Source organism: Streptomyces sp. NPDC026301 (assembly GCF_055567935.1).
This window is the reverse complement of sequence record NZ_JBVHPN010000023.1, coordinates 46,305-72,314: the sequence shown is the minus strand read 5'-3', so window position 1 is coordinate 72,314 and position 26,010 is coordinate 46,305. Positions and strand designations below refer to the sequence as shown.

General features: G+C 72.4%; 27 protein-coding genes. 15 read left to right on the top strand and 12 right to left on the bottom strand.

What is annotated here, in order from left to right:
• Positions 1–3 precede the first annotated feature (3 nt).
• Positions 4–618, top strand: a complete 615-nt coding sequence (locus tag ACZ4MH_RS30600; RefSeq protein ID WP_351593416.1) for a TetR/AcrR family transcriptional regulator — start codon at positions 4–6, stop codon at positions 616–618.
• Between the two features lie 23 nt (positions 619–641).
• Positions 642–1,799 carry an acetyl-CoA C-acetyltransferase gene (locus ACZ4MH_RS30595; protein ID WP_351593413.1) on the top strand — a complete coding sequence of 386 codons (1,158 nt, stop codon included), beginning with the start codon at positions 642–644 and terminating at the stop codon, positions 1,797–1,799.
• A 54-nt stretch (positions 1,800–1,853) separates the two neighbouring features.
• On the opposite strand, the gene ACZ4MH_RS30590 is transcribed toward ACZ4MH_RS30595, so the two are convergent.
• From ACZ4MH_RS30590 to ACZ4MH_RS30555, 8 genes are read right to left on the bottom strand one after another with little or no spacing between them, the layout of a single operon-like run.
• Positions 1,854–2,450, bottom strand: a complete 597-nt coding sequence (locus tag ACZ4MH_RS30590) for a Dabb family protein (RefSeq protein ID WP_351593410.1) — start codon at positions 2,448–2,450, stop codon at positions 1,854–1,856.
• Positions 2,447–2,797 (bottom strand): hypothetical protein, encoded by a 351-nt coding sequence (locus ACZ4MH_RS30585; protein WP_351593408.1) that lies wholly within the window; start codon positions 2,795–2,797, stop codon positions 2,447–2,449. Before ACZ4MH_RS30585 ends, ACZ4MH_RS30590 begins: the two co-directional genes overlap by 4 nt.
• A complete protein-coding gene (locus ACZ4MH_RS30580) occupies positions 2,794–3,711 on the bottom strand; it encodes a TIGR03619 family F420-dependent LLM class oxidoreductase (RefSeq protein WP_351593405.1) in 918 nt (305 codons plus the stop codon). The genes ACZ4MH_RS30585 and ACZ4MH_RS30580 overlap by 4 nt, the downstream gene beginning before the upstream one ends.
• 13 nt (positions 3,712–3,724) lie before the next feature.
• A complete protein-coding gene (locus ACZ4MH_RS30575) occupies positions 3,725–4,657 on the bottom strand; it encodes a tyrosine-protein phosphatase (RefSeq protein ID WP_351593402.1) in 933 nt (310 codons plus the stop codon).
• Between the two features lie 53 nt (positions 4,658–4,710).
• On the bottom strand, positions 4,711–5,760 hold the full coding sequence (locus ACZ4MH_RS30570) for an NAD(P)H-dependent flavin oxidoreductase (RefSeq protein WP_351593422.1): 1,050 nt from the start codon (positions 5,758–5,760) through the stop codon (positions 4,711–4,713).
• An 11-nt stretch (positions 5,761–5,771) separates the two neighbouring features.
• Positions 5,772–6,545 (bottom strand): CoA-transferase subunit beta, encoded by a 774-nt coding sequence (locus ACZ4MH_RS30565; RefSeq protein ID WP_351593399.1) that lies wholly within the window; start codon positions 6,543–6,545, stop codon positions 5,772–5,774.
• Positions 6,542–7,411, bottom strand: coding sequence for a CoA transferase subunit A (locus tag ACZ4MH_RS30560; RefSeq protein WP_351593396.1), 870 nt, complete (start codon positions 7,409–7,411; stop codon positions 6,542–6,544). Before ACZ4MH_RS30560 ends, ACZ4MH_RS30565 begins: the two co-directional genes overlap by 4 nt.
• On the bottom strand, positions 7,408–8,172 hold the full coding sequence (locus tag ACZ4MH_RS30555) for an enoyl-CoA hydratase family protein (RefSeq protein WP_467754794.1): 765 nt from the start codon (positions 8,170–8,172) through the stop codon (positions 7,408–7,410). The genes ACZ4MH_RS30560 and ACZ4MH_RS30555 overlap by 4 nt, the downstream gene beginning before the upstream one ends.
• A gap of 89 nt (positions 8,173–8,261) precedes the next feature.
• Between ACZ4MH_RS30555 and ACZ4MH_RS30550 the strand changes: the two genes are divergently transcribed.
• From ACZ4MH_RS30550 to ACZ4MH_RS30530, 5 genes are all read left to right on the top strand, one after another.
• Entirely contained in the window at positions 8,262–9,059 is a 798-nt protein-coding gene (locus ACZ4MH_RS30550) for an SDR family oxidoreductase (RefSeq protein ID WP_351593390.1), read from the top strand.
• Complete coding sequence (locus ACZ4MH_RS30545) at positions 9,056–9,970, top strand: SDR family oxidoreductase (RefSeq protein ID WP_351593389.1); 915 nt, start codon at positions 9,056–9,058, stop codon at positions 9,968–9,970. Before ACZ4MH_RS30550 ends, ACZ4MH_RS30545 begins: the two co-directional genes overlap by 4 nt.
• 124 nt (positions 9,971–10,094) lie before the next feature.
• Positions 10,095–11,237 (top strand): Rieske 2Fe-2S domain-containing protein, encoded by a 1,143-nt coding sequence (locus ACZ4MH_RS30540; RefSeq protein ID WP_351593387.1) that lies wholly within the window; start codon positions 10,095–10,097, stop codon positions 11,235–11,237.
• 1 nt (position 11,238) lies between these two features.
• On the top strand, positions 11,239–11,481 hold the full coding sequence (locus ACZ4MH_RS30535; protein WP_351593384.1) for a hypothetical protein: 243 nt from the start codon (positions 11,239–11,241) through the stop codon (positions 11,479–11,481).
• Entirely contained in the window at positions 11,474–12,505 is a 1,032-nt protein-coding gene (locus ACZ4MH_RS30530; protein WP_351593381.1) for a ferredoxin--NADP reductase, read from the top strand. The genes ACZ4MH_RS30535 and ACZ4MH_RS30530 overlap by 8 nt, the downstream gene beginning before the upstream one ends.
• Before the next feature lie 16 nt (positions 12,506–12,521).
• On the opposite strand, the gene ACZ4MH_RS30525 is transcribed toward ACZ4MH_RS30530, so the two are convergent.
• Positions 12,522–13,379, bottom strand: coding sequence for an IclR family transcriptional regulator (locus ACZ4MH_RS30525; protein ID WP_351593379.1), 858 nt, complete (start codon positions 13,377–13,379; stop codon positions 12,522–12,524).
• A gap of 161 nt (positions 13,380–13,540) precedes the next feature.
• Between ACZ4MH_RS30525 and hsaA the strand changes: the two genes are divergently transcribed.
• From hsaA to ACZ4MH_RS30500, 5 genes are read left to right on the top strand one after another with little or no spacing between them, the layout of a single operon-like run.
• Positions 13,541–14,710 (top strand): 3-hydroxy-9,10-secoandrosta-1,3,5(10)-triene-9,17-dione monooxygenase oxygenase subunit, encoded by a 1,170-nt coding sequence (hsaA, locus tag ACZ4MH_RS30520; protein ID WP_351593376.1) that lies wholly within the window; start codon positions 13,541–13,543, stop codon positions 14,708–14,710.
• Complete coding sequence (gene hsaD / locus ACZ4MH_RS30515) at positions 14,710–15,582, top strand: 4,5:9,10-diseco-3-hydroxy-5,9,17-trioxoandrosta-1(10),2-diene-4-oate hydrolase (RefSeq protein ID WP_351593373.1); 873 nt, start codon at positions 14,710–14,712, stop codon at positions 15,580–15,582. The genes hsaA and hsaD overlap by 1 nt, the downstream gene beginning before the upstream one ends.
• Before the next feature lie 28 nt (positions 15,583–15,610).
• Positions 15,611–16,537: a VOC family protein gene (locus ACZ4MH_RS30510; RefSeq protein ID WP_351593370.1), complete on the top strand. Its 927-nt coding sequence runs from the start codon at positions 15,611–15,613 to the stop codon at positions 16,535–16,537.
• A gap of 14 nt (positions 16,538–16,551) precedes the next feature.
• Positions 16,552–17,025, top strand: a complete 474-nt coding sequence (locus ACZ4MH_RS30505) for a flavin reductase family protein (RefSeq protein ID WP_467754793.1) — start codon at positions 16,552–16,554, stop codon at positions 17,023–17,025.
• Positions 17,025–18,695 carry an FAD-dependent oxidoreductase gene (locus ACZ4MH_RS30500; RefSeq protein WP_351593364.1) on the top strand — a complete coding sequence of 557 codons (1,671 nt, stop codon included), beginning with the start codon at positions 17,025–17,027 and terminating at the stop codon, positions 18,693–18,695. Before ACZ4MH_RS30505 ends, ACZ4MH_RS30500 begins: the two co-directional genes overlap by 1 nt.
• Before the next feature lie 70 nt (positions 18,696–18,765).
• On the opposite strand, the gene ACZ4MH_RS30495 is transcribed toward ACZ4MH_RS30500, so the two are convergent.
• The 3 genes from ACZ4MH_RS30495 to ACZ4MH_RS30485 form a co-directional block, all read right to left on the bottom strand.
• Positions 18,766–19,512, bottom strand: a complete 747-nt coding sequence (locus ACZ4MH_RS30495) for a glucose 1-dehydrogenase (RefSeq protein ID WP_351593361.1) — start codon at positions 19,510–19,512, stop codon at positions 18,766–18,768.
• Positions 19,512–20,642, bottom strand: a complete 1,131-nt coding sequence (locus tag ACZ4MH_RS30490) for an LLM class flavin-dependent oxidoreductase (RefSeq protein WP_351593358.1) — start codon at positions 20,640–20,642, stop codon at positions 19,512–19,514. Before ACZ4MH_RS30490 ends, ACZ4MH_RS30495 begins: the two co-directional genes overlap by 1 nt.
• A gap of 126 nt (positions 20,643–20,768) precedes the next feature.
• Complete coding sequence (locus tag ACZ4MH_RS30485) at positions 20,769–21,416, bottom strand: TetR/AcrR family transcriptional regulator (protein WP_351593355.1); 648 nt, start codon at positions 21,414–21,416, stop codon at positions 20,769–20,771.
• A gap of 156 nt (positions 21,417–21,572) precedes the next feature.
• On the opposite strand from ACZ4MH_RS30485, the gene ACZ4MH_RS30480 reads away from it, so the two are divergent.
• The 3 genes from ACZ4MH_RS30480 (at position 21,573) to ACZ4MH_RS30470 (ending at position 25,947) form a co-directional block, all read left to right on the top strand.
• Positions 21,573–22,886 (top strand): UDP-glucose dehydrogenase family protein, encoded by a 1,314-nt coding sequence (locus ACZ4MH_RS30480; protein WP_351593353.1) that lies wholly within the window; start codon positions 21,573–21,575, stop codon positions 22,884–22,886.
• Positions 22,887–23,068: 182 nt separating this feature from the next.
• Positions 23,069–24,304, top strand: a complete 1,236-nt coding sequence (locus tag ACZ4MH_RS30475) for a glycosyltransferase (protein WP_351593350.1) — start codon at positions 23,069–23,071, stop codon at positions 24,302–24,304.
• Positions 24,301–25,947 (top strand): MDR family MFS transporter, encoded by a 1,647-nt coding sequence (locus tag ACZ4MH_RS30470; protein WP_351593347.1) that lies wholly within the window; start codon positions 24,301–24,303, stop codon positions 25,945–25,947. Before ACZ4MH_RS30475 ends, ACZ4MH_RS30470 begins: the two co-directional genes overlap by 4 nt.
• Positions 25,948–26,010 lie beyond the last annotated feature (63 nt).

Genomic DNA, 26,010 nt, shown 5'->3' with positions numbered 1-26,010 from the left:
ACCGTGCCAACCGCCAAGAAGAAACCCAACGTGAGCCCGTCCCCCGAGCGCCGCCGCGAGCTGCTGGACACCGCAGCGGAGGTGTTCGCCGCGCAGGGCTACAACGCCACCACCGTACGCAAGATCGCGGACGCCGCGGGGATGCTGGCCGGCAGCCTCTACTACCACTTCGACTCCAAGGAGTCGATGCTGGACGAGATCCTCGCCACCTTCCTGGACGAGCTGTGGACCGGCTACGACACCGTGCTCGCCGCCGGCCTCGGCCCCCGGGAGACCATCGAGGCCCTGGTCACCGAGTCCTTCCGGGAGATCGACCGGCACCGCGCCGCCGTCGCCATCTACCAGAAGGAGGCCCGGACCCTCGCCACCCAGCCGCGCTTCGGCTACCTGGCCGACTCGCAGACGAAGTTCGAGAAGGCGTGGCTGGGCACGCTGGAGCGCGGGGTGGCCGACGGCGTGTTCCGCGCCGACCTGGACATCCGGCTCACCTACCGCTTCATCCGCGACACCGTCTGGGTCGCGGTGAGCTGGTACCGCCCGGGCGGACAGCACAGCCCGGAGGAGATCGCCCGCCAGTACCTCTCGATGGTCCTGGACGGCGTCGCCGTACGCACCTGACACCCGACCGAGGAGCAGCCGTCATGGCCGAGGCATACATCGTCGACGCGATACGCACCCCCGTGGGCCGCCGGAACGGCGGGCTCGCCGCCGTCCACCCGGCCGACCTCGGGGCCCATGTACTGGGGGCCCTGATGCGGCGCACCGGCATCGACCCGGCGGCCGTCGAGGACGTGGTGATGGGCTGCCTGGACACCGTCGGGCCGCAGGCCGGCGACATCGCCCGCACCTCCTGGCTGGCGGCCGGGCTCCCCGAGGAAGTACCGGGCGTCACCGTCGACCGGCAGTGCGGCTCCTCGCAGCAGGCCGTCCACTTCGCCGCGCAGGGCGTGCTCTCCGGCACCCAGGACCTGGTCGTGGCGGCCGGCACGCAGAACATGTCGATGATCCCGATCGCCTTCGCCAGCCGGCAGGCCGCCGAACCGCTCGGGCTCACCGAAGGCCCGTACGCGGGCAGCGAGGGCTGGCGGGCCCGGTACGGCGACGCGCCCGTCAACCAGTTCCACGGCGCCGAGCTGATCGCCGAGAAGTGGGGCATCACCCGCGAGGCGATGGAGGAGTTCGCGCTCCGCTCCCACCAGCGGGCCCTGCGCGCCGCCGACGAGGGCCGCTTCGACCGCGAGCTCGTACCGTACGGGGACGTGGCCGCCGACGAGGGGCCGCGCCGGGACACCTCGCTGGAAAAGATGGCGGCGCTGAAGCCCGTGGTCGAGGGCGGCCGGCTGACCGCCGCGGTCTCCTCCCAGGTCTCCGACGGCGCCTCGGCGATGCTGCTCGCCTCCGAGCGCGCCGTACGGGAACACGGCCTCACCCCGCGCGCCCGTATCCACCACCTCTCCGTACGCGGTGAGGACCCCATCCGCATGCTGTCCGCGCCGATCCCGGCCACCGCGCACGCCCTGAAGAAGACCGGCCTGACCATCGACGACATCGACCTGGTCGAGATCAACGAGGCGTTCGCGCCGGTCGTACTGGCCTGGCTGAAGGAGACCGGCGCCGACCCTTCGAGCGTCAACGTCAACGGCGGCGCCATCGCCCTCGGGCATCCGCTGGGGGCCACCGGTACGAAGCTCATGACCACGCTCCTCCACGAGCTGGAGCGCACCGGTGGCCGTTACGGCCTGCAGACGATGTGCGAGGGCGGCGGCCAGGCCAACGTCACCATCATCGAGCGCCTCTGACGCAGGCGGCCCATGTCTTCAGCGCTTCAGTCCTTGCTTCAGTGCTTCAGTGCTTCAGCGGGAGAGCAGGACCGGCTCCGCGCTCCAGCGGAAGACATGGGCCAGCTGCGGCTCCACGATCCCGGCGCCCGGAATCTCGCCGTCGAACCACCGGTCCACGCAGGTCCAGTGGAAGGGGTGGCCGAGATACTCCCCGGTCAGCCCCTCGATGTCCGCGTACTCCTGCTCCCAGACGTGCGTCCACCGGGAGGGCGTGAGCGCCTGGTCCACGCGGCTCAGCGCCCAGGAGCGGATGGTGGAGATATGGCCGGGCATGGCGAGGAGGTCCGCCTCCAGCCGCTCGACGGTACCGCCGGGTGTCCCGGCGCGTACGGCGAGGAGCAGCGTCCGTTTGACGCGCGGGCCGGAGAGGGGGACGACCCGGCCGCGTACGGGAGCGAGGGCGACCGTGTCGAGTGGTTCCGGCAGCCCGAGTCCGGCGGCGAGGGCGACGGGAGACCGGTCCGCCGTCACGTCCCAGGTGGCGCCGCGGCCGCCGAAACTGCCCGGAAGGTCGGAGGCCGCCGACCCGTCCGATACACCGGGCACCCCGCGCACCTCGTTGTACGCCTCGGCTCTTTCGGCCGGGAGCAGTGCCACCCAGCGGGTCATGATGCCGTCCTTTCGCCTTCATCGAGAGCGACCGGCTCCAGTACCTGGCGGTCGCGGTCCAGTGCGATCTCATCGGTACGCGCCCAGAACTCGGCGACCCGGACATCCCCGGCGGACGCCGCGCGCGCAACGAAGAACGCGCCGCTGTCCCGTACCGACCACAGGATCCGGACCGCCACCGTCTCCGGCCCGGTCCAGGTGCGCCAGAGGCGTTCCGCGACCATGCCGCGGCCGCGGGCACCCGGCAGATAGTCGGTGCGCCAGCGCCGCAGCCACGGCTCGACCTCGCCGGCCGGGAGGACGACGAGGTCGAGCACCTGAACCCCGCTCGTGTCGGCTTCGTTCATGACAGCTTCTCCAGGACCTCGGTGCGGTAGCGGTCGATCCGGTCGCGCAGGGCGTCGAGTCCACGGGGGCCCGACAGGCCGTCCGCGCCCCGGATGCGGGGTGCGATGACGAGACGGGTCGCGCCCGCGTCGACGAAGCCGCGTACCCAGGACGGATCCGACGCGCGTGCGCGGTCGCGGGAGCCCGGCCATACCGTGATCTCCACGGCGTCCGCCGGCCGCCCCGCCCGGTGTGCGGCCTCGCGCAGCAGGTCGGCCTGGCGTGTGAAGTCCTCCGGGCCGATCGTGTACGGGAACCAGCCGTCGCCGATGCGGCCCGCCCGGCGAACGGCCGGATCGCTGTTCCCGCCGAGCACCACGGGCACAGCGCCGCTCGCGGGCCGCGGCAGCGAGTGCAGGCCCTCGAAGGAGATGTGCCGCCCCTGGTACGAGGCGGGGCCGCCGCCCCACAGCGCGCGCATCGCGCCGACGCACTCCTCCAGCCGCCGCCCGCGGTCCCGGTAGGGCACGCCGACGGCGGCGTACTCCTCCTTCTGCCAGCCGATGCCCAGGCCCAGCAGCAGCCGGCCGTCGGAGTGCCGGTCGATCGTCGCGGCGCGCTTGGCCAGGACCACCGGGCTGTGCAGCGGGGCGACGATCATCGCGGTGCCGAAGCGCAAGGTGTCCGAAGCGCCGGCGAGGAAGGCGATGGTCTCCAGCGGGTCGGGCATGGGGACGGACCCGGAACTGCCCGGTATCCGGCCGTCGGGGGAGTACGGATAGAGCGGTTCGTACCGGTCGGCGACGGCGACGTGCTCGACCGTCCACAGCGACTCGACGCCGCATTCCTCCAGCGTGCCCGCCAGGTCGCGGAGGAAGCCGCCCGAGGTGATCAGGCCGTCGGTGAACGGTGCCATCATTCCCAGTCGGAGCATGCCGGTATCCCTTTCACTTCACCAGCCGGGCGCGGAGCCCGGCCAGGGTCGACGCGTGCAGGCCGAGGCCGTCGGTGAGATAGCCGTCGAGGCTGCCGTAGTCCTGCTCGACCTGGTCCAGGGCCGCCTGGAGGTAGTCCTCGCGGACCTCGAGGAGCGGGGTGAGCAGGTCCGGGTCCTGCATCAGACCGGCCTTCTTCAGGCCCGCGCGGGTCCTGTCGTCGGCCTGCTCCCGGTAGCCGTTGGAGCGGAGAAAGTCGCGGGTCGCGGCGGCCTCCGGCACGCCGACGGCACGCAGCAGTACGTAACTCAGCCAGCCGGTGCGGTCCTTGCCGGCGGTGCAGTGGAAGAGCAGGGGAGTCCGAGTCCCCTTGCCTGCCGCGATGTCCCTTACGGTCGCGGCGAATTGGCGGCGGGTGTCCGGATCGGTGACGAAGGAACGGTAGGTGGCGCGCATCAGCCGCGCCGCCCGGCCGCCCCCGAGCAGCTTCCGCTGGGTGGCCGGGTCCTTGGCGGCGAGGGCCCGGTTCGTCGTGTCGTTGAGTCCGCTGTCGTCCACGGGGCGGGAGGCGAGGGTGAGGCCGCGGGGGAGCCGGTCGGCGCCGTCGCGCGCGGTCTCGGCCGGGATGCGGAAGTCGACGACGGTACGGAGGCCCAGCGCGGCGAGCTTCGTACGGTCCGCCGGGGCCAGCTTGCCGAGCCCGTCGGCCCGGAAGACCCGGCCGTAGCGGACGTGGTGGCCGTCGGCGGTGCGGTAGCCGCCGAGGTCGCGGACGTTGACGGCGCCATGCAGTGCCACGCGGTGCACGGTGGGGGCCGACGACGAGGGGGCGGGGGAGGTGGCCGGGCGTGGTGGGGCGTCGGCCGCCGTGCACGCGGGGAGGCAGCCGAGGGCCAGGGCGGAGAGCACCACGCCGGCGGTTCTGCGGAGGCGGGTAGCACGCATCGGGGCGGCTCCAGGGGGAGTGGGAAGGTATCCGAGCGGGGCGTGCGGGTCGGTCAGCCCGTGGCGGGCAGGCCGCGGAGAGTGGCGTGGGCCTCCGCCATGACGCGGGCGACCAGCTCCGCACAGGGCGGCAGGTCGTCGATCAGGCCCGCGACCTGGCCCGCCGCCATCACGCCCAGATCCGTACGGCCGTCCACCATCGACCCCTTGAGCAGCATCGGAGTATTGGCGGCCAGCAGCACCTGACTCCACGTCATGTCCTTGCCGTGCCGCATCGCCAGGCCGTCCCTGACCAACTGCGGCCAGGACAGCCCGGATTCGCGCTTGAAGGCCGCGGCGTGGCGCACCGCGCGCAGCAGCGCGGCGGCCCGGCCGGAGCGTTCCAGCGCGTCGACCAGCTCGCTGCGCAGCATCCGGTGGGGGAGCCCGTCGACGGCGGTGGTGAGGGTGATGTCCTTGACGGTCGCGGCCAGGTAGCGGGCCTTGACCGGGTCGGGAACGGTGCTGTCGGAGGTGAGCAGGAAGCGGGTGCCCATGGCGATGCCGGCGGCGCCGTACGCCAGTGCCGCCACCAGACCGCGCCCGTCGCGGAACCCGCCGGCCGCCACGACCGGGATGTCCACCGCGTCCACGACCTGCGGCAGCAGCACGCTCGTGGCGACCTCCCCGGTGTGGCCGCCGCCCTCGCCGCCCTGCACGATCACCGCGTCGGCGCCCCAGGCGGCGACCTTCTCCGCGTGCCGCCGGGCCCCGATGGAGGGGATGACGACCACCCCGGCGTCCTTGAGCCGGGTGATCAGCTCCCGGGAGGGCGCGAGGGCGAAGGAGGCGACCCGTACGCCTTCCTCGATGATGATCCGTACCCGGTCGGCCGCGTCGCCCGCGTCGGCGCGCAGGTTGACGCCGAACGGCGCGTCCGTACGGGAGGCGACCTCGCGGACCGCGGCGCGCAGCCCGTCCACGGTCATGGTGGCCGAGGCCAGGATCCCCAGCGCGCCCGCGTTGGCGGCGGCCGAGACCAGGCGGGGACCGGCCACCCAGCCCATGCCGGTCTGCACGACGGGGTGGCGGACACCGACGAGTTTCGTCAATGCGGTCTCGATGCTGATGTCCGTCACGCCGCGGGCACCTCGCGCTCGCGCAGCCCTTTCGGATCGATCACGTCCCGGATCAGCCGCAGCTCCTCGGCGGTGGGCCGGCGGGTGCACGGCACGTCGTCGGGGACGGTCGGCGCGAAGCCGGTGGCCTCGCGTACCTGGTCGACGGTGACCCCCGGATGCAGCGACCGCAGCCGCATCGTCCGGTCCGGCGTCTCGAAGTCGAAGACGCCCAGGTCGCTGATGACTTCCGGGATGCGGTGGTAGCGGGTCGCGGCAGGGCCCGCCGCCGCGGCGCGGTCGTAGCCGACGCCGGACACCATGTCGACGCGCTCGACGAACACCCGGCGCGAATGCCGCGGCACCCAGTAACTCGTCGGATTGTTGAGCGTGTTGACGGGCGCGCCGCGCACGCCGAGGAGTTGGCGCTTCGGTCGTGCCCAGGCGCCGATGCAGCTGATGTTCTGGTTGCCGTGCCGGTCGATCTGGCTCGCGCCCATCATGACGTGCCGCCGCCCGCTCGCGACGAGCGCCAGGTGTTGACGGTACGGCAGCCAGCCCTCGGTCACCCCGGACGGTGCCCCGAGCGCCGGCACATCGCCCATCAGCAGGGCCTCGCCGTCCGTGAGCAGCAGATCGGGGGAGAAGGTGAGCTTGGCCAGCCGGGCGCCGATGGTGGGGATCGTGCCCATGGGGCTGGCCAGGATTTCGCCCGCGTCGCGCCACGCCTCGGCGCAGGCCACCACGCAGTACTCGGCGCGGGTCGCTGTGGTCGTCGTACCGCTGCTCATGCCGTCGTGCCCTCCTCGTGCAACGCCGCGACCGCGGCCTGGTAGCTGTGCTCGTCGCCGGACAGGAACCGGTCGGCGAAGGCCCGCCACGCGTCCGGGTCCTTGGCGGCCCGGACGTAGGCCCGTTGGAACGCCTCGTCGCGGCCGTAGTCGGGCGCGCAGGAGGTGAAGTGCGCGCCGTTCGGCGTCTCGACGACGCCGGTCACGAACGCCCGCTTGACCAGCAGCGACTGCGGCCCCTGGTCCTTGAGCAGCTCGGCGGTGTCCACCACGCGCTCGCAGGAGACGTACGCGGCGTCGGCGGCCTGGCAGAACAGGTCGTCGAAGTACGGATCGGGCCCGAGGTACTGGCCGTTGCCCTGCGCGTCGGCCCGGTTGAGGTGGACGAGCGCGGCGTCCAGCCGCAGGGCCGGCACGGCGGTCAGCTCCTCCCCGTCCTCGTACGGCGAGGTGACCGTGCGCAGTTCGGGATTGACGGTCAGCACGTCCGAGCCGAGGCCGGCCCGGATCGGCATGAAGGGCAGCCGGTGCGCGGCGGCGGTCAGCCCCCACATGACCATCGCCTCGTCCAGCTCGGTCAGTTGGAGGCCGCCGCGCTGCCGGGCCGCACAGAAGTGCGGCTCCAGCGGGACGGAGTCCAGCGTGCCGAAGGCGGTGACGAGCCGGCGGATCTTCCCTGCGGCGGCGAGCAGCCCGACGTCCGGGCCGCCGTAGGACACCACGGTCAGGTCGGTGAGGTCCGAGCGGAGCAGGGCCCGTACCAGGGCCATCGGCTTGCGGCGCGAGCCCCAGCCGCCGATGCCGAGCGTCATGCCGCTGGCCAGCCGGGCGACGACCGCGTCGGCCGTCATGGTCTTGTCGGTCACTGGCTGCCCTCCGTGGTGGCGGTGTTGTTCACGAACGCGTCGCGGTGCCGGTCGGCGAGGCCGCTGAGGTTGGCCTCGAAGGTGAAGCCCTGCTCGAAGCGGTAGCTGCGGCGTACGTCGACCGGGTCGATGCCGTTGATCGCGGCCTTGGTGAGGCGTAGCAGCGCGCCGTCCTTGGTGGCGATCTCGCCCGCCAACTCCCGGGCGGACGCGAGCAGTTGGTCGCGGGGTACGACCCGCCACACGGAACCGTGCCGGTGCAGTTCCTCGGCGGTGACGGTGCGTGAGGTGTAGTACAAGGTCCGCATCAGGTGCTGTGGGACCAGCCGGGCGAGATGGGTGGCCGCGCCCAGCGCGCCCCGGTCCAGCTCCGGCAGGCCGAACGTCGCGTCGTCGCTCGCCACGATCGCGTCCGCGTTGCCGACCAGGCCGATGCCGCCGCCCAGGCAGAAGCCCTGTACCGCGGCGACCACCGGGACTTCGCAGTCGTACACGGCGGCGAACGCCTCGTAACAGCCGCGGTTGGCGCCGACGAGCGCGTCGTGGCCGGGCGTGCGCTGCATCTCCTTGATGTCCACGCCGGCGTTGAAGCCGCGTCCGGCGGCGGTGAGGACGACGCAGCGGACCTTCGGCTCTGCCCCGGCGGTGCGGAGCGCGGCGGCCAGCTCGTACCAGCCGTTCACCGGCAGGGCGTTCACCGGTGGGAAGTCCACGGTGACGACCGCGATGCCCTCTTCGGGCGCTGAGGTGGAGACACCCATGAGCAGATCAGCTACCTTTCCACCAAACGTTTGTTAGGCGCGTGTTGCAGGCAAGGTAGCAGCGGACGGCGCGCCGCGGGAGGTGCTCAATGCCAGCGATCATCGATCTGTCGGGATACGTCGCCGTCGTCACGGGCGGCACGCGGGGCGTCGGCGCGGGCATCGCGCGCGCCCTGCTGGAAGCCGGGGCGGAGGTGGTGACCTGTGCGCGACGGCCCCCCGACCGGCCTGTCGAGGCGGCCGGCCGCGCCGCCCGCTTCGCCCCCGTCGACCTGCGGGACCCGGACGCCGTCGGCGCGTTCTTCGAGCGCGTCCGGAGCGAGTACGGGCGGCTGGACACCCTGGTCAACAACGCCGGGGGCACCCCGTTCCGTACCCTCGCCGACGGCGGCGCCCGGCGCGCGGCGCGGGTCGTCGAACTCAACCTGCTCGCCCCGCTGAACGCCTCGCTCGCCGCGTACGACGTCATGTGCCGGCAGCAGACGGGCGGCTCGATCACCATGATCGGCAGCGTCAGCGGCACCCGCCCGTCACCGGGCACCGCGGCCTACGGAGCCGCCAAGGCGGGCCTGGAGAACCTGGCCCGCTCGATGGCCGTGGAATGGGCCCCGAAGGTACGCGTCAACACCGTGACCCTCGGCATGGTCCGCACCGAACTGTCCCACCTGCACTACGGGGACGAGGCAGGCGTCGCGGCGGTGGGCCGCACGGTACCGCTGGGCAGGCTCGCCGAGCCCACCGAGATCGGCGACGCCTGCGTCTTCCTCGCCTCCGAGCGCGCCGCGTACATCAGCGGCGCCGCGCTGCTCGTGCACGGGGGAGGGGAACGCCCGGCGTTCCTCGACGCCGCCACCGTCAACCACACCGAAGGGAACCGGACACCATGACCGGACTGTGCAGTGAACGCGTCGCCGTCGTCACCGGAGCCGGCCGCGGACTGGGCCGCGCGCACGCCCTCGCCCTCGCCGCCGAGGGCGCCAAGGTCGTCGTCAACGACCTCGGCGTCGGCCTGGACGGCAGCGGAGCGGCCGCCGCCGGGCCGGCCCAGCAGGTCGTCGACGAGATCCGCGCCGCCGGCGGCGAGGCGGTCGCGCACGGCGGTGACATCGCCACGGCGGCCGGCGCCGCCTCGCTGATCAGCACCGCGCTCGGCACGTACGGCCGGCTGGACGCCCTGGTCAACAACGCGGGCTTCCTCCGCGACCGGATGCTCGTCAACCTCGACGAGGACGACTGGGACGACGTCCTGCGCGTCCATCTCAAGGGCCACTTCCTGCTGCTGAAGCACGCCGCGGCGCACTGGCGCGCGGAGGCCAAGGCCGGCCGCACGCCCGAGGCCCGGGTGATCAACACCAGCTCGGGGGCCGGGCTGCTCGGCAGCGTCGGCCAGGGCAACTACTCCGCCGCCAAGGCCGGCATCCTCGGCCTCACCCTCGTCGCCGCCGCCGAACTGGCCCGGTACGGCGTCCAGGTCAACGCGATCGCCCCGGCAGCGCGCACGCGGATGACCGAGGAGACCTTCGCCGGGACGATGGCGGCGCCGGGGGAGGGCGCGTTCGACGCGATGGCCCCCGAGAACGTCTCCCCGCTCGTCGTCTGGCTGGCCTCCGCCGCCTCCGCCGGGGTGAGCGGCCGGGTCTTCGAGGCGGAGGGCGGGCGGATCACCGTCATGGAGGGCTGGCGCCCCGGCCCCACCGCCGACAACGGCGCCCGCTGGACCCCGGCCGAGGCGGGCGAGGCCGCCCGGAAGCTGCTCGCGGTCGCCGAGCCGCCGCAGCCGGTGTACGGGGCGCGGTGAGAGCCTGCCGACTCCAAGGGCCCGGGGCCCCTTTCCCGCTCACCGGGAATTCCGCCTCCCGCCGCGGCCCCGGCCCGCCCTAGCCTCCCCGGACGACCCCTTGCCCGCAGGAGGACGAGACAAGATGACTGCTCTCCACGACGAGGTCCGCGTCATCGACGCGGGCCGGCCGCCCGCCCGCTACGCCCGCGGCTGGCACTGCCTCGGCCTCGCCGACCGCTTCAAGGACGGCGAGCCGCACGAGGTCGAGGCGTTCGGCACCAAGCTGGTGGTCTTCCAGGGGGAGCACGACGGCGCGCTGCACGTACTGAACGCCTACTGCCCGCACATGGGCGGCAACCTCGCGCACGGCTCCGTGAAGGGCGACACCCTCGCCTGCCCGTTCCACGACTGGCGCTGGTCCGGCAACGGCCGGTGCGCGGCCGTCCCGTACGCCCGCCGCGTCCCCCCGCGCGCCCGCACCCGCGCCTGGCCCACCCTGGAGGAGAACCGCCAGCTCTTCGTCTGGCACGACCCCGAGGGCAACCCCCCGCCCCCCGACGTGACCATCCCGCGCATCGAGGGCGTCTTCAGCGACGAGTGGAGCGACTGGACCTGGCACACCCTCCGCGTGGAGGGCGCCAACTGCCGGGAGATCGTCGACAACATCGTCGACATGGCGCACTTCTACTACGTCCACTACTCCTTCCCGACGTACTTCAAGAACGTCTTCGAGGGGCACATCGCCACCCAGTACATGGAGAGCGCCCCGCGCGAGGACGTGGACCTGGGCACCCTCAGCGCCCCGCTGCGCTCCGACGCCTCGTACTACGGCCCCTCCTACATGATCGACCGCCTCTGGTCGCCGGTGGCCGACGGCGTCGAGATGGAGATGGTGCTGATCAACTGCCACTATCCGATCGACGCGAACAGCTTCGTGCTGCAGTACGGCGCGATCGTGAAGAAGCTGCCGGGCATGACCGACGCGGAGGCCGCCGAGACCGCGCAGCTCACCTCCCGGGGCCTCGCGGCCGGCTTCGAGCAGGACGTGGAGATCTGGCGGCACAAGACCCGGATCGACAACCCGCTGCTGACCGAGGAGGACGGCCCGGTGTACCAGCTGCGCCGCTGGTACGAGCAGTTCTACCGGGACGCGGCCGAGGTGCCGGACGAGATGACGCGCCGGTTCGAGTTCGAGATCGACACCGCGCGGGCCAACAAGGCATGGCGCGCCGAGGTCGACGCGAACCTGGCCCGCCGCGCGGCGGGGACGGGGGCCGGGGCCTGACATGCAGCCGGTGGAGTGCGCGGCCTGCGGCAACCAGGTCCTGTGCGAGAAATTCAGCCCCGCCCACACCTCCGTGCAGTGGACGGCCGAAACGGCGTCCGCCTGCCCGGAGTTCGGCGCCCTGGTGGCCGCGGGGGAGACCGCCGCCCGGATCCGGACCTGCGCGGCGCTGCGCGGCAGCATCGACCGGGCCGTGACCGAGGGAACCCTGCGGATCACCACGTTGGAGGCCGCCGATGCCTGAGCCGCGTACGTACCGGCTGCGCGTCACCGAGGTGATCGACGAGACGGCCGAAGCCCGCTCCCTCGTCCTCCTGCCGCCTCCAGGGAGCGCCGACCGGTTCGCCTACCGCCCCGGGCAGTTCCTGACCCTGAAACTGCCCGGCCCGGACGGCGGTACGGCCGCCCGCTGCTACTCCCTCGCCAGCTCCCCGCACACCGGCGAACCGCTGAAGATCACCGTCAAGCGGGTGGCCGGCGGGCACGGCTCCCACTGGATCTGCGACCACGTGGCGGCCGGGGACGAACTGGAAGCGCTGCCCCCGGCGGGCACGTTCACGCCGGACTCGCTCGACGGGGACCTGCTGCTCGTCGCGGGCGGCAGCGGCATCACGCCCGTTGTCTCCCTCGCCAAGTCGGTGCTGGCCGGCGGGCGGGGCAGGGTCGCGCTGCTGTACGCCAACCGCGACGAGTCCGCGGTCATCTTCCGCGACGAGCTGCGGGAGCTGGCCGAGGACTTCCCCGAACGCCTCGTCGTGCTGCACTGGCTGGAGTCGGTCCAGGGGCTGCCCGCCGCGGACCGGCTGGCAGCCGTGCTCGCGCCGTATGCCGAATGCGAGACCTTCCTCTGCGGTCCCGAGCCGCTGATGGACGCGGCCGGGCAGGCGCTGCGCGCCCTGGGGGCGCCGGACATCCGGGTCCACCGCGAGCGGTTCTTCTCCCTCGGCGCCGACGTCTTCGAAGCGCCGGACGTCCCGGCGGCGGCGGAGGAGGCCGACGGCACGGCGGAGGTCGAGCTGGACGGCGAGACCCGTACGGTCCGCTGGCCGGCCCGCACCCCGCTGCTCGACGCGCTGCTCGCGGCGGGCGTGGACGCCCCGTACTCCTGCCGCGAGGGCTCCTGCGGCGCGTGCGCCTGCCGGGTCGTGTCCGGCGAGACGAAGATGCTCCGCAACGACGTACTGGACGAAGCGGACCTCGCCGAGGGATACGTCCTCGCCTGCCAGGCCGTACCCCTCACCGACCGGGTCCGGATCAGCTACTCCTGAGCCCGCGGGCGGACGCTCACATCCACTCCGCGAACCGCATCCACGACATCATCGTGTCCAGCTGCGCCGGCTCCAGGGCCGGCGCGGCCGCGTCACCGGCCGCGCGCGGCGGTGCCGTACGCCCCGGCCCGTACAGCGCGGACCACACCGCGCGCGCCGTCCCTTGCACTGTCGGGGCCAGCCGCTCCAGCTCGCGGTGGAGGCCGTTGCCGCAGACCGAGACCGCGGCGATCGCGCGGCCCGCGCCCCGCAGCGGCGCCGCGACGCACGACACGCCGCGGAAACCCTCCTCCCGGTCGAAGGCCACGCCGCGTTCGCGGACGCGCGCCAGCTCCGCGCGGAAGGGACGCGGCCGGGTGAGGGTGTACGCCGTACGCGGCCGGAGCCCCGCCCGCAGCACCTCCGCGACCAGCGCCTCGTCGCTGAAGGCCAGCACCGCCTTGCCGGTCGCCGTGCAGTACGCCGGCTGCCGGCCGCCGATCCGGGACGGTACCGACGCGTCGGCGCCGCCGCCGAGCCGTTCCAGGTAGACCACTTCGGGGCCGTCGAGGACGGCGAGATGCACGACGTGTCCGGTCCTCTCGTGCAGCGCGTGCAGATGCGGCAGGGCGGCCCGGCGCAGCCGGTTGTGGTGCGCGGCCGTCGCGCCGAGCTCCAGCATCCGCATGCCCAGGCGGTAGTCCCGGCCGTCCCGCTCCAGCCAGCCGAGCTGCACGAGCTGGTCGAGTATGCGGTGCACGGAGGAACGGGGCAGCCCGCAGCGGCGTACCACGTCCGTGAGCGTCAGCCGGGGCGTGGCCCCCTGGAAGGCACCCAGCACGAGTGCGGCCTTCTCCAGAAGCGACGGCGGATGCGTTGGCGGATGCACGGTCATCGGCGACTCCTGCGAGGAGCGGGGAGGGGTGCGGAGAGCCTGCCACGGTTCCCGCTCAGCGGGAACCCACTATTTCGAAACGAAATAGTCAGACGTACTGTCACGGCACCTCCGCACCTCCGCACCACACAGTCACATTCACGACTTGAGAGGGGACGCCCATGAGCGAACACGAGGTCCTCGCCGCCGTCCGGGAGCTCGCCCCGGTGCTCCGCGAACGCGCCGCCGAGGCCGAGGAGCTGTGCCGGGTGCCCGACGCCTCGGTCAAGGACATCGAGGGCACCGGCTTCTTCCGGCTGCTGCAGCCCAGGGCGTACGGCGGCTACGCGGCGGACCCGGTGCTCTTCTACGAGGCGGTCAAGGAGATCGCCAAGGCGTGCGGCTCGACCGGCTGGGTCTCCTCCGTGATCGGCGTCCACCCCTGGCACGTCGGCCTGTACGACCCGAGGGCACAGGAGGAGGTCTGGGGCGTGGACCGCGCCACCCGGATCGCCTCCTCCTACGCGCCGACCGGCCAGGTCACCGTGGCCGTCGGCGGCTTCCGGATCTCCGGCCGCTGGCACTTCTCCTCCGGCTGCGACCACGCCGACTGGGCGCTGCTCGGCGGCCTCGTCCTCGGCGAGGACGGCGCGCCGGTCGACATGCGCACCTTCCTCGTGCCCCGGACCCAGTACACCATCGACCGAGTCTGGGACACCGTGGGCCTGCGCGGCACCGGCAGCAACGACATCGTCATCGAGGACGCCTTCGTGCCCGAGCACCGGGCGCTGAGCTTCGGCCCGGTCAGCGCGTTGCGCACGCCGGGCCAGGAGCTGAACCCCGAGCCGCTGTACCGGCTGCCGTACGCCTCGGTCTTCACCACCACCATCTCCACCCCGATCGTCGGCATCGCGGAGGGCGCGTACGCGTCGTACACCGAGGCCACCAAGCGGCGGATCCGGGTCTCCTACGGCCAGAAGGTCGCCGAGGATCCGTTCGCGCAGGTCCGCATCGCCCGCGCGGCCAGTGACATCGACGCCTCCTGGCTGCAACTGCGCCGCAACATGAGCGAGCTGTACGCGGGCGCGGAGCGCGGCGAGGACCCGTCGGCGGAGCTGCGCGCCCGCGTCCGCCGCGACCAGGTGCTCGCCACGGAACGCGCGGTGGCGGCGGTGGACCTGCTGGTGGAGAACGCCGGCGGCGGCGCGATGCGCAACGGTCCCAACCCCGTCCAGCGCGCCTGGCGCGACGCGCACACCGGCCGCGGGCACGCCGCCAACGACCCCGAGCGCGCGCTGGTGCTCTTCGGGCAGGCGGCGCTCGGCCTCGACATCCAGGACACGATGCTCTGATGGGGGATCAGGTAATGGCGGTTACGTACGAGTCGACGTCCCGCACGGTCAAGGCCGGCGGCATCGATCTGCACTTCCACGAGGCGGGTCCCGCCGGAGCGCCCGTGGTGATCATGCTGCACGGCGGCGGCCCCGGCGCCTCCGGCTGGAGCAACTTCGGCGGCAACCTGCCCGTCTTCGCCCGTACCTTCCGCACCCTCCTCGTCGACCAGCCCTGCTTCGGCCGCTCCGCCAAGCCGGAGCTGGACAGGGACTACTTCAGCTACAGCGCGGGAGCCGTCGCGGCACTCATGGACGAACTGGGCATTGAACAGGCCCACTTCGTCGGCAACTCGCTCGGCGGCGGCACCTCCGTCCGCATGGCACTGGACCACCCGGCCAAGGTCCGCAAGCTGCTGCTGATGGGCCCCGGCGGCATCTCCCTCAACCTCTTCGCACCGGACCCGACCGAAGGCATCAAGCGGCTCTTCGAGTTCCAGGCGGCGCCGGAGCCGACCAAGGAGCAGCTGCGCGCGTTCCTCAGCGTCATGGCGTACGACCAGTCCATCGTCACCGACGAACTGGTCGAGGAGCGCTGGGCCTCGGCCACCGACCCCGAGACGAAGCTCGGCAACGCCCGGATGGCGGCGGCCTTCGCCAACCCGGCCTGGCAGGAGGACTGGATGCTCTGGCGCGAGGCGCACCGCATCACCCAGCCCGTCCTGCTCACCTGGGGCCGCGAGGACCGCACCAATCCGCTCGACGGCGCGCTGGTGGCCCTGAAGACCATCCCCGACGCCCGGCTGCACGTCTTCCCGCACTGCGGCCACTGGGCGCAGACCGAGCAGGCGGACGAGTTCAACCGGCTCGCGGCCGACTTCTTCTCCCACTGACCGCCCCACCAAGAAAGAGGTGTTCCCCATGGACATCCGCGCCCTGGGCTATCTGCGCGTGGAGACCACCAAGTTCGAGGAGTGGCGTACGTACGCGCTGGACCTCCTCGGCATGGTGGCGGCCACCGGCAGCGGCGAGGCCGGTGCTGACAAGGACGTGCTCCCTCTGCGGATCGACGACCGCGCCCATCGGCTCACCATCGTCCGCGGCACCGCCGACCGGCTCCAGGCGGCCGGCTGGGAGGTGGCGAACGCCACCGCGCTCGCGGCCGCAGGGCGGGAACTGGAGGCAGCAGGCTTCCCCGTCAAGGCCGCCGGAGACGCCGAGCTCGCAGAGCGCCGCGTCCAGGGACTGCTGCACGTCACCGACCCCTGCGGCAACCCCCTGGAGCTCTTCTGGGGCCAGGCGCAGGACCACACCCCGCTCGGCACCCCGTACGGCAACCGCTTCGTCACCGGCACGGCGGGTGACGAGGGCAATCTGGGCCTGGGCCATGTCGTCCTGCCCGTCCCGGACATCGAAGCGGCGCTGGACTTCTACGAGAACGTACTCGGCTTCCAGCTGCGCGACTCCATGAAGCTGCCCCCGCAGGCCGTCCCCACCGCCAAGGAACAGCGGGACTTCCACCTGATGCACTTCCTCAGCCCCAACCGGCGCCACCACAGCCTCGGCCTGTACCCGGGCGAACTGCCGCCCGGCATCGTGCACTTCATGGTCGAGCTGGAGACCCTCGACGACGTGGGACGCGGCCTGGACCGCATGCACGACGCGGGCATCCCCATCTCCTCGACCCTCGGCCGGCACACCAACGACCGGATGGTCTCCTTCTACGCCCAGGCGCCCGGCGGCTTCCAGGTCGAGTACGGCTGGGACGGTTTGATCGTCGACCCCGCCACCTGGGTCGCCAAGGAGATCACCGCCGACAGCTTCTGGGGGCACCGGTGGAACGGCTGACCGGGGGGACGACGGTGGACCCCGCCGGATTCCGCGACGTACTGGGCCGTTTCGCCACCGGCATCACCATCGTGGCCGGACTGGACGAGGGCGGCAGGCCCGCCGGCTTCGCGTGCCAGTCCTTCGCTTCGCTCTCCCTCGACCCGCCGCTGGTCATGCTGGCCGTCGGCAAGGCGTCCACAAGCTGGCCGGTGATCGAGCGCGCGGGCCGCTTCTGCGTCAACATCCTCGCCGAGCACCAGCGCGAGACCTGCGCCGCGTTCGGCCGCAGCGGCCCCGACAAGTTCGCCGGGGTGCCCTGGAGGACGGGCGAGCACAGGACTGTACGCATCGACGGCGCGCTCGCCTTCGTGGAGTGCGAGCTGCAGGCCGTGTACGAGGCGGGCGACCACCATCTGGTCACCGCGCGGGTCCTGGCGCTCGACGCCCGCGAGGACGGCCGCCCCCTCCTGTACTTCCGCAGCCGCTACGCAGTGGGGGCCTTCTGATGGATGCTTGGGATCACACGTACGACGTGGTGGTGATCGGGTCCGGCGCTGCCGGCCTGGCCGCAGCCCTCACCGCCCGGCTGCGCGGCCTCAGCGCGCTGGTCGTCGAGAAGACCGACCGGTACGGCGGCTCCACGGCGCTGTCCGGCGGTGCGGTCTGGGTGCCGGGCAATTTCCATCTCGACGCCGCGGGCCTCGGCGACACCCGGGAGAAGGCGCGCGCGTACCTCGACGCGACCGTGGGCGACCGGGTACCGGCGGAGCGCAAGGACGCGTATCTGGAGCACGGCCCGGCCATGCTGCGCGAATTCCACGACAAGACCGACGTCCGGTTCACGTACACCCCCGGGTACAGCGACTACTACCCGGAGCGGCTCGGCGGCGCCCCGCAGGGCCGCTCCGTCGAACCGGAGGTCTTCGACTTCAAGCGGCTCACGCCGGAGCAGCGCGCCACCATGCGCCGCGCCGGGCTGCCCACGTACGGGCTCACCATCACCTCCTACGACTTCCGCTACCTGAACATGGCCGCGCGTACGTGGGCGGGCAAGCGGACGTCCCTGAAGGTGGGCCTACGGGCGCTCGGCGCCCTGGCGGCCGGGCGCAAGCCGCTGGCCCTCGGCGAGGCGCTGATCGCCCGGATGCGGCACTCGCTCGACCGGCTCGGCGCTGACCTGTGGCTGTCCGCGCCGCTCACCGGCCTGGTGACGGAGGACGGCAGGGTCGCGGGCGTACGGGTCGGCCGCCACGGCGGCGAGATCACCGTACGCGCGAGGGGCGGCGTCGTCCTGGCCTCGGGCGGCTTCTCGCACAGTCAGCGGCTGCGCGAGAAGCACCTCCCGGCGCCCACCTCCACGGAGTGGAGCGCGGCGGCCGAGGGGCAGACCGGGGACGCCCTCGAAGCGGCCGTCGCGGCGGGCGCGGCGACCGACCTGATGGACAAGGTGTGGGGCGCGCCGTCCGTGGTGGCGCCCGGCGAGAAGCCGTTCTTCCTGGTCGCGGACCGCGGCATCCCCGGCATGGTGATCGTCGACCAGTCCGGCGCGCGGTACGCCAACGAGGCGGCGCCGTACCACGAGTTCGTCGACGCGATGTACGCGCACGACCGGCCCGGCGCCTCCACCGTGCCGTCCTGGCTCATCCTCGACGCCACCTCCAAGGCCCGGTACGTCTTCATGGGACTGCTCCCGGGCCAGCCGTTCCCGAAGAAGTGGACGGCGAACGGCTTCGTGAAGAAGGCCGGCACGGTCGAGGAGCTGGCCGCGCAGACCGGTCTGCCCGCCGACCGGCTGCGGGCGACCCTCGACCGCTTCAACGGCTTCGCCCGCGCGGGCCGCGACGAGGACTTCGGACGCGGCGACAGCGTCTACGACCGCTACTACGGCGACCCCACCCTGCCCGCACCCAACCTCGCCCCGCTGACCAAACCGCCCTTCTACGCCGTCCCCGTCCACCCCGGCGACATCGGCACCAAGGGCGGCCCGGTCACCGACGCGACGGCCCGCGTGCTGCGCGAGGACGGCTCGGCCATCGAGGGGCTGTACGCCTCCGGGAACGCCTCGGCCGCCGTGATGGGCGAGACGTACCCGGGCCCTGGCGCGACCATCGGCCCCGCGATGACGTTCAGCTGGATCGCGGTCAACGCCATCGCGGCCGGCCTCGGGGCCCGCTGACCGCCCGGCCCCACAGCCAGCAAGGAAGCCCGCCGGTACGGTACCGGCGGGCTTCAGCGCTTCCGGGCTCCTACTGCGCGGTCAGCCCGCCGTCGATGGCGAACTCGGCGCCCGTGACGTACGCCGACGCCTCCGACACCAGGTACAGCACCAGCTCCGCGACCTCCTCCGGGCGGCCCATCCGGCGCAGCGGTACGTTCGGCCACTCCCGCTCCCCGGCGTCCGCGCCGAGCGCGCCCGCGACCATCGGGGTGTCCACCATGCCGGGGTGCACGGAGTTGACCCGGATGCGGTGCCGGGCGAGGTCGAGCGCCGCCGACTTGGTGAGCCCGCGCAGCCCGAACTTCGTCGCCCCGTACGACGCGTGGCCCTGGATGCCGACCAGCCCCGCCGTGGAGGAGATGTTGACCACCGAGCCGCCGTCGCCCGTCGCACGCATCGCCGGGACGACGGCCTGGATCCCGAGGAACGGGCCGACGAGGTTCACCTGGAGGAGCCGTTGCAGGTTCTCCTCGCTCTCCTCCTCGATGGGCGCGGTGCGCCACAGCGCCGCGTTGTTCACCAGCGCGTCGACCCGCCCGAAGGCGTCCTCGGCGGCCCGTACGACCCGCTGCCAGCCCGCCGCGTCGGTCACGTCGTGGGCGACGAAGACCCCCTGCTCGCCGAGCGACTTGGCGACCGCACGGCCCGCTTCCTCCTGCACGTCCGTCAGGACGACGCGCGCGCCGTGCTCCGCGAACAGCCTTGCCTCGGCGGCCCCTTGTCCGCGCCCCGCACCGGTGACGAGTACGACTTTCCCGGCCAGCCGTGCCGCCATCAGCCCGCGTTCCCTTCGAGCGCGCGGAAGTGCGGGATGACCTTCTCGCCCCACTGCCGGATGGTCTCCATGCACACGTCCTGCGGCACGGTCCCCATCTGGACCAGGCACATCACCTCGTCGACGCCGATGCGGCGCAGCTGCTCGACGTAGTCGATGGCCGTCTCGGCGGTGCCGTAGGCGTGCTCGGCGTTGAAGGTACCGGTGTCGGCGGGGCGGGCCGGGATGTCCGCCTCGTGCAGCTTGGCGACGAGCTCGTCGCGGCGGCGCCCCATCGCGGCGACGTGGTCCTCGTCCTCCGCGTACACGGTCGGCTTCGGGCCGTTCCCGTACCAGTGCGCGATGGACTCGGCGAAGAACCGCTGGCCCCGGGTGCCGATCCGGTAGGCGGCGTCGGCGTCGTCCAGGACGATCGTGGGGCACAGCGCGGAGAAGTGGTCGTTGACCTCGGTGGAGACGAAGCGCTCGGTGCCGCGCATGGCGATGGCCTCGTCGTAGACCTTGCGCATCTCGCGTATGTCGTCGGCGCCCGCGAAGCCCAGCACGAGCGCGCCGATGCCCAGTTCGGCGGCGAGCTTGAGGGTGTCGTGCTTGCTGCACGCCATGAACAGCGGTGGGTGCGGAGCCTGTACGGGGCGGGGGAGTACCGCGCCGGGACCGATGTCGAGCGACCCGTGCCACTCGAAGGTCTCCTCGCGCCAGGCGGCGCTGACGATCCGCAGCGCCTCCTCCATCTGCGGATAGGTGTCCTCGGGCCGCACCCCGTACATGGACATCTCCTGCTTGGTGGCGCCGCGTCCGGAGCCGATGTCGACGCGGCCGCCGGAGAGCACGTCGAGCATGGCGGCCCGCTCGGCGACCCGTACCGGGTGCTGGTAGCCGAAGGGCATGGTCACCACGCCGTGGCCGATCCGGATGCGGGAGGTCTTCGCCGCCACCCAGGACAGGAAGACCTCGGACGCGCTCATGTGCGCGTACTGCGTCAGCGAGTGGTGCTCGACCGCCCAGATCCGGTCGAAGCCCATCTCCTCGGCGTGCACGGCCTGTTCGACGCAGTCCCGGATCACCTGGCGCTCGGATGCGGGAGACGGGTCGGCCATCTGCGCCTCGAAGATCATCGAGAACTTCACGACGGGCTCCTTCGCTCGACTATTTCTATTAGTAATACTCCTATCAGGTCTAGCGCGCACGCATAAGGGGGCACGGTCGGCTCGGCCGACCGTGCCCCCTTACGGAGTCGGTTCAGGAGTGCGGGCTCAGAGGCCGCACGGGCAGGCGCAACCGCACTCGCAGGTGCGCGGGTTGAGAAGGCCGGCGAGGCCGGCGCGGAGATGGGCTTCCAGGGTGGCGTCCGTGGCCGCGTCCAGGGCCGGCGTACGGAACGCCTTGCGCATCAGGCTCGTACCGAGGAGCCAGGCGGCGAGCAGTTCGGCGCGCAGCTCCGCGTCGGGTCCCTCCAGGCGCTCGGCGAACCGGCCGGAGAACACCTCGGCGACCTTGTCGCGGAACTGCCGGACGGCCTCCTCGCGGCTGGAGGAGCGGAGCACGGACAGCACCGGGTGCGGTATCTCCTCGTCCGGCGGGCCGCCGGTGACGAAGCCGCAGACCCAGGCGGCGACCTCGTCGAGCGGCACCTCCAGCAACGGGTCGAACATCGCGGTGTCCTCCATGGCCACCGACGCGAACAGGGCTTCCTTGGAGCCGAAATAGCGGTACACGAGGGCGGCGTCGACCCCCGCGTCCCCGGCGATGTCCCGGATGCTGGCGCCGTCGTAGCCGTACCTCCCGAAGCGCAGCGCGGCCGCCTCCATCAAGGCGCTGCGCGTGCCCGCCGCGTTGTGTTTGCGCGTCCTCGGGGGCTGCGCGCCGGTGTCGTTCTTCGCCTTCGGTGTCGATCCGTCCACGTGTTCGTACCTTCTTCGGCTCGTCGTTCAGCAGCACATGGTCCAGGATCCGGACCGTGTCCGGAAGTCATCGGTCGTTGTCATCAATCGTTGACCCCCTCCGGGGTCCGTGTCATAAAGTCGGGCGCCGACGATCATTCGAAAAGGTGATTATCAGTGACTGAACGACGCGTCGCCGTCATCGGTACCGGTTACGTGGGCCTGACCACCGGCGCCTGCCTGGCCTCCCTCGGACACCGGGTGGTGTGCGCGGACGCCGATCCGGGCAAGGTCGAGCGGCTCCGGAGGGCCGAGGTCGACATCCTGGAGCCGGGCCTGCCGGAACTGGTCCGGGAGGGACTGGAATCGGACCTTCTGGAATTCGTGGGAGACACCCCGGCCGCCGTGCGCGACGCCGAAGTGGTCTTCCTCTGCCTCCCGACGCCCATGGGCGCGGGCGGCGCCGCCGACCTGGCCGCCGTCGAGGCCGTCGCCGGGGAGATCCGCGCCGAGCTGCCGCACGGCGCCGTCGTGGTCAACAAGTCCACCGTGCCCGTCGGCACGGCGGACCGGGTCGCCGCGCTGCTCGGCCGGCCGGACGTGTCCGTGGTGAGCAACCCGGAGTTCCTCCGCGAGGGACGCGCCGTGCACGACTTCCTGCACCCGGACCGGATCGTGGTCGGGGGAGCGGACGCCGAGGCCGCGCGGCGGGTCGCGGAGCTGTACGTGCGGCTGGCGGCGCCGCTGGTCGTCACCGACGCCGGCAGCGCCGAACTCACCAAGTACGCGGCCAACTTCTTCCTCGCCATGAAGCTGTCCTTCGCCAACAACCTGGCGACGCTGTGCGAGCGCTTCGGCGCGGACATCGGCGACGTCACGGCGGGCATCGGCCACGACCCGCGCATCGGCGCCGCCTTCCTCCAGCCGGGCCCCGGCTGGGGCGGCTCCTGCCTCCCCAAGGACACCCACGCGCTGCTGTCCGTCTGCGAGGCGGCCGGGATCGACTTCCCGCTGCTGCGCGCCACCATCGAGACCAACGTCGAGCACCAGACCCGGCTCGTGGAACGCGTCGCGGCCCAGTGCTCGCGGGGCGACGGCTCGCTGACGGGCGTACGGCTGGCCCTGTACGGCCTGGTGTTCAAGGCCGGCACCTCCGACCTGCGGGACTCGCCCGCGCTGGCCATCGCCCGGCAGCTGCGGGAACGCGGCGCCGAGCTGTACGCCTACGACCCCGCGCTGAGCGAGACCCGGCCCGACCTGAGCGACCTGGTCACCCTCGTCGACGACCCGGTGAAGGCCGCCGAGGGAGCCGAGGCCGTCCTCGTACTCACCGAATGGCCCGAATTCATCGAACTGGACTGGGACGCGGTCGCCGCCCGCCTCGACGGCCGCATCGTCCACGACTTCCGCAACGTCCTCGTCCAGGAGCGGCTGGAGCGCGCCGGGCTCGTCCGGCAGAGCATTGGCAGCCCGTACACGATGGCCGGCTGACCGCCGGCAGGACTCCTGGCAGGGCCCCTCCCTCTCCCCATCCACCAGAGAGCCGGAACGACGGTGAAAAGGCCCCTCCCCCACCTCCACCGCACTCCCACAGACGCTACCGCCCACCACTGACAGTCGACCGGGGCCCGGCGCCCCACCCCCCACCACAGACGACCGAAAGGCCCCGTTTCATGCGAGTCTTGTGCACCACCCTCGGAAGTCCCTCGCACGGCCGCGCCCAGCTGCCCCTGCTGCGGGCCCTCGCGGCAGCGGGACACGAGGTACGCGTCGCGACCAACGAGGAGCTCGCCCCGCTCTTCCGCCACGACGACCTGCACGTCGTGTCCTGCCTGCCGGAATTCTCGCCGCAGGCGTTCGCCGACCCGGCACAGGACCTGGCCGGAACCGCGGACACGACCGAACTGGGCCCGGAACAGCAGCAGGCCGCCATGATGCGCTTCATGGTCCGGGTCCTGTCCGGCCCGATGGCCAAGCGGCTCCGCGAGTCGCTGCGCCCCATGGCACTGGAATTCCGCCCCCACCTCATCCTGCGCGACGGCATGGACCTCAGCTCCTGCCTCATCGCCGAGGAACTGGGCATCCCTCAGCTGCCCACGCCCTCCGGCGCGAGCAACGTCGTCGACCCGGCGGAGATCCACCCCGGCCTGAACGCCCTGCGCGCCGAGCTCGGGCTGCCCGCCCAGGAGGACCCGCTGTCGATCGTCCAACACGGGCGCGTCGACTACGTACCGGCGGACTTCTCCTTCGCCCGCCACCTGCCGGGCCCCCTCGCGTACCGCCAGACGGTGAACGTGGACCGCAGCTCCGTACTGCCCCACTGGGTCGCCGAACTGCCCACCGACCGGCCGCTGGTGTGGGCCGCCATCGGCACCGCGCTGCCCATGATCCAAAAGCGGCAGGAGCAGGGGGAACAGCTGCCGGAGATGCCCTTCGAGTTCCCCGACCCCGCCAAGACGCTGCAGAGCATCGTCGAGGCCGCGGCCAGGCTGGAGGAGTGCACGGTGATCGTCGCCACCTCCGGCGTACCGGTCGACACCACGGCGCTGCCGCCGCACGTCCACGTCACCGACCGGCTGCCGCAGCCGCTGCTCCTGGAGTGCGTCGACCTCTTCCTCACCCACGGCGGCTTCAACAGCATCCGTGAAGCGATGCGCACCGGCACACCGCTGGCGGTCCTCCCGCAGTTCGGCGACCAGCACCCCAACGCACAGCGCGTCGAGGAGCTGGGCCTCGGCCGGCAGATCACCGACCGCACCCCCGACGGCATCGCCGCGGTCTGCCGGCAGGTTCTTGCCGACTCCGGCGCCGCCGCCACCGCGCGCCGGGCCCGGCTGGAGATGCTGGCCCTGCCGGAGATCGAGAATGCCGTGGCCGACCTGGAGAGGCTCGCCGGAGAGCGCGCGTGACCTCCTCCGACGCGCTCCGCAAGCAGGAGCAGCAGCCCGCGGGCGGACCGGCCGGCCAGGCCGGGCCGCCCGCGCGGCTGTCCCACCGCGAAGTCGTCATCGTCATGTCCGGCCTGATGCTCGGCATGTTCCTCGGCGCGCTCGACCAGACCGTGGTCTCCTCCGCGCTCCGCACCATCGCCGACGACCTGCACGGACTGACCGCCCAGGCGTGGGTGACCACCGCGTACCTCGTCACCGGCACCATCGCCACGCCGCTGTACGGCAAGCTCTCCGACATCCACGGCCGCCGCCCCGTCTACCTGGTCGCGATCCTGCTCTTCGCCGCCGGGTCGCTGCTGTGCGGATGCGCCGCGTCCATCCACCAGCTCGCCGCGTTCCGCGCGGTCCAAGGGCTCGGTGGCGGCGGCCTGATGTCGCTGGCCATGACCGTGATCGCGGACATCACCTCGCCGCGCGAACGAGGCCGCTACCAGGGCTGGTTCATGGCGGTCTTCGCCGGGTCCAGCATCGTCGGGCCGGTGGTCGGCGGGGTGTTCGCGGGCAGCGGCACGGTGCTCGGCATCACCGGCTGGCGCTGGATCTTCCTGATCAACGTGCCGCTGGCCGCGGTAGCGCTGGCAGTGATCACGCGCGTACTGCGCCGCGTGCCGCACCAGCCCGTACGGCACCGCCTGGACTACGGCGGCGCGCTCGCCCTCGCCGTCGGCGTCGTCCCCCTCCTCGTCATCGCCGAGCAGGGCCGCAGCTGGGGCTGGGCCTCACCGGCAGCGCTCGCCCTGTATGCGACGGGGGCGGCCGGACTCGCCGCCTTCGTACTGATCGAGCGGCGCATGGGCGAGGCAGCGCTGCTTCCCCTCCGCCTCTTCCGCGTCCGCAGCTTCCGCCTCGGCACCCTGCTGCACTTCATCGTCGGCATCGGCATGTTCGGCGCGATGACCACGCTGCCGCTGTACCTCCAACTCGCCCAGGGCATGAGCCCGATGGCGGCGGGGCTGGCCATGCTGCCCACCACGGTCGCCAACGTCGCCGTCACACTGACGGTCGGCCGGCTGATGTCCCGTACTGGACGCCTGAAGGTGCACCTGGTCACGGGCGTCGGCTGCTTCACCGCCGCGATGCTCGTGTACGCGACGCTCCAGGTGGACAGCCCGTTGTGGTACGTCTCGATCGGCATGCTCTTCATGGGTGCGGGGCTGGGCGCGGCGATGCAGACCATGACGACGCTGGCCCAGTCCGAGGTGCCGCGTACGGACATGGGCGCGGCGACCGCCTCGGTGAACTTCTTCCGCTCCAACGGCGGCACGGTCGGCGCCGCGGCCTTCCTCTCCGTACTGTTCTCGCTGGCCGGCTCGCGCATCAGCGAGCAGCTCGCCGAGGCGTTTCGCCACCCGTCCCTGCGCCGGCTCGCCGAAGAGCCCGGCAACGCCCGGGCGCTGAGCGGGGTGCTGCGCCCGCACGGCGGCCTGAACCTGGAGGACTCCGCCTTCCTGCGCACCCTGGACCCGCGCCTGGCGCTGCCCTTCCTGGAGGGCTACGTCGCCGCCATGCGCATCGTGTTCCTGGCGGGCGCGGCGGTGACCCTGCTGGCCTTCCTCGTCGCGCTGCTGCGGGTGCCGAACCTCAAGCTTTCGGACGAGTGACAGGTACGGGGAGCTGCGTCGCGCCTCTTGACCCGCCAGTCAGGTAAAACTTAACGTCCATTC

Coding starts and splice junctions, on each gene's coding strand:
- ACZ4MH_RS30555 (WP_467754794.1), bottom strand. CDS start 8,172: ATGGGTGTCTCCACCTCAGCGCCCGAAGAGGGCATCGCGGTCGTCACC.
- ACZ4MH_RS30575 (WP_351593402.1), bottom strand. CDS start 4,657: ATGCGTGCTACCCGCCTCCGCAGAACCGCCGGCGTGGTGCTCTCCGCC.
- ACZ4MH_RS30525 (WP_351593379.1), bottom strand. CDS start 13,379: ATGACCGTGCATCCGCCAACGCATCCGCCGTCGCTTCTGGAGAAGGCC.
- ACZ4MH_RS30585 (WP_351593408.1), bottom strand. CDS start 2,797: ATGAACGAAGCCGACACGAGCGGGGTTCAGGTGCTCGACCTCGTCGTC.
- hsaA (WP_351593376.1), top strand. CDS start 13,541: ATGAGCGAACACGAGGTCCTCGCCGCCGTCCGGGAGCTCGCCCCGGTG.
- ACZ4MH_RS30510 (WP_351593370.1), top strand. CDS start 15,611: ATGGACATCCGCGCCCTGGGCTATCTGCGCGTGGAGACCACCAAGTTC.
- ACZ4MH_RS30565 (WP_351593399.1), bottom strand. CDS start 6,545: ATGAGCAGCGGTACGACGACCACAGCGACCCGCGCCGAGTACTGCGTG.
- ACZ4MH_RS30595 (WP_351593413.1), top strand. CDS start 642: ATGGCCGAGGCATACATCGTCGACGCGATACGCACCCCCGTGGGCCGC.
- ACZ4MH_RS30550 (WP_351593390.1), top strand. CDS start 8,262: ATGCCAGCGATCATCGATCTGTCGGGATACGTCGCCGTCGTCACGGGC.
- hsaD (WP_351593373.1), top strand. CDS start 14,710: ATGGGGGATCAGGTAATGGCGGTTACGTACGAGTCGACGTCCCGCACG.
- ACZ4MH_RS30590 (WP_351593410.1), bottom strand. CDS start 2,450: ATGACCCGCTGGGTGGCACTGCTCCCGGCCGAAAGAGCCGAGGCGTAC.
- ACZ4MH_RS30540 (WP_351593387.1), top strand. CDS start 10,095: ATGACTGCTCTCCACGACGAGGTCCGCGTCATCGACGCGGGCCGGCCG.
- ACZ4MH_RS30495 (WP_351593361.1), bottom strand. CDS start 19,512: ATGGCGGCACGGCTGGCCGGGAAAGTCGTACTCGTCACCGGTGCGGGG.
- ACZ4MH_RS30475 (WP_351593350.1), top strand. CDS start 23,069: ATGCGAGTCTTGTGCACCACCCTCGGAAGTCCCTCGCACGGCCGCGCC.
- ACZ4MH_RS30545 (WP_351593389.1), top strand. CDS start 9,056: ATGACCGGACTGTGCAGTGAACGCGTCGCCGTCGTCACCGGAGCCGGC.
- ACZ4MH_RS30580 (WP_351593405.1), bottom strand. CDS start 3,711: ATGCTCCGACTGGGAATGATGGCACCGTTCACCGACGGCCTGATCACC.
- ACZ4MH_RS30500 (WP_351593364.1), top strand. CDS start 17,025: ATGGATGCTTGGGATCACACGTACGACGTGGTGGTGATCGGGTCCGGC.
- ACZ4MH_RS30530 (WP_351593381.1), top strand. CDS start 11,474: ATGCCTGAGCCGCGTACGTACCGGCTGCGCGTCACCGAGGTGATCGAC.
- ACZ4MH_RS30535 (WP_351593384.1), top strand. CDS start 11,239: ATGCAGCCGGTGGAGTGCGCGGCCTGCGGCAACCAGGTCCTGTGCGAG.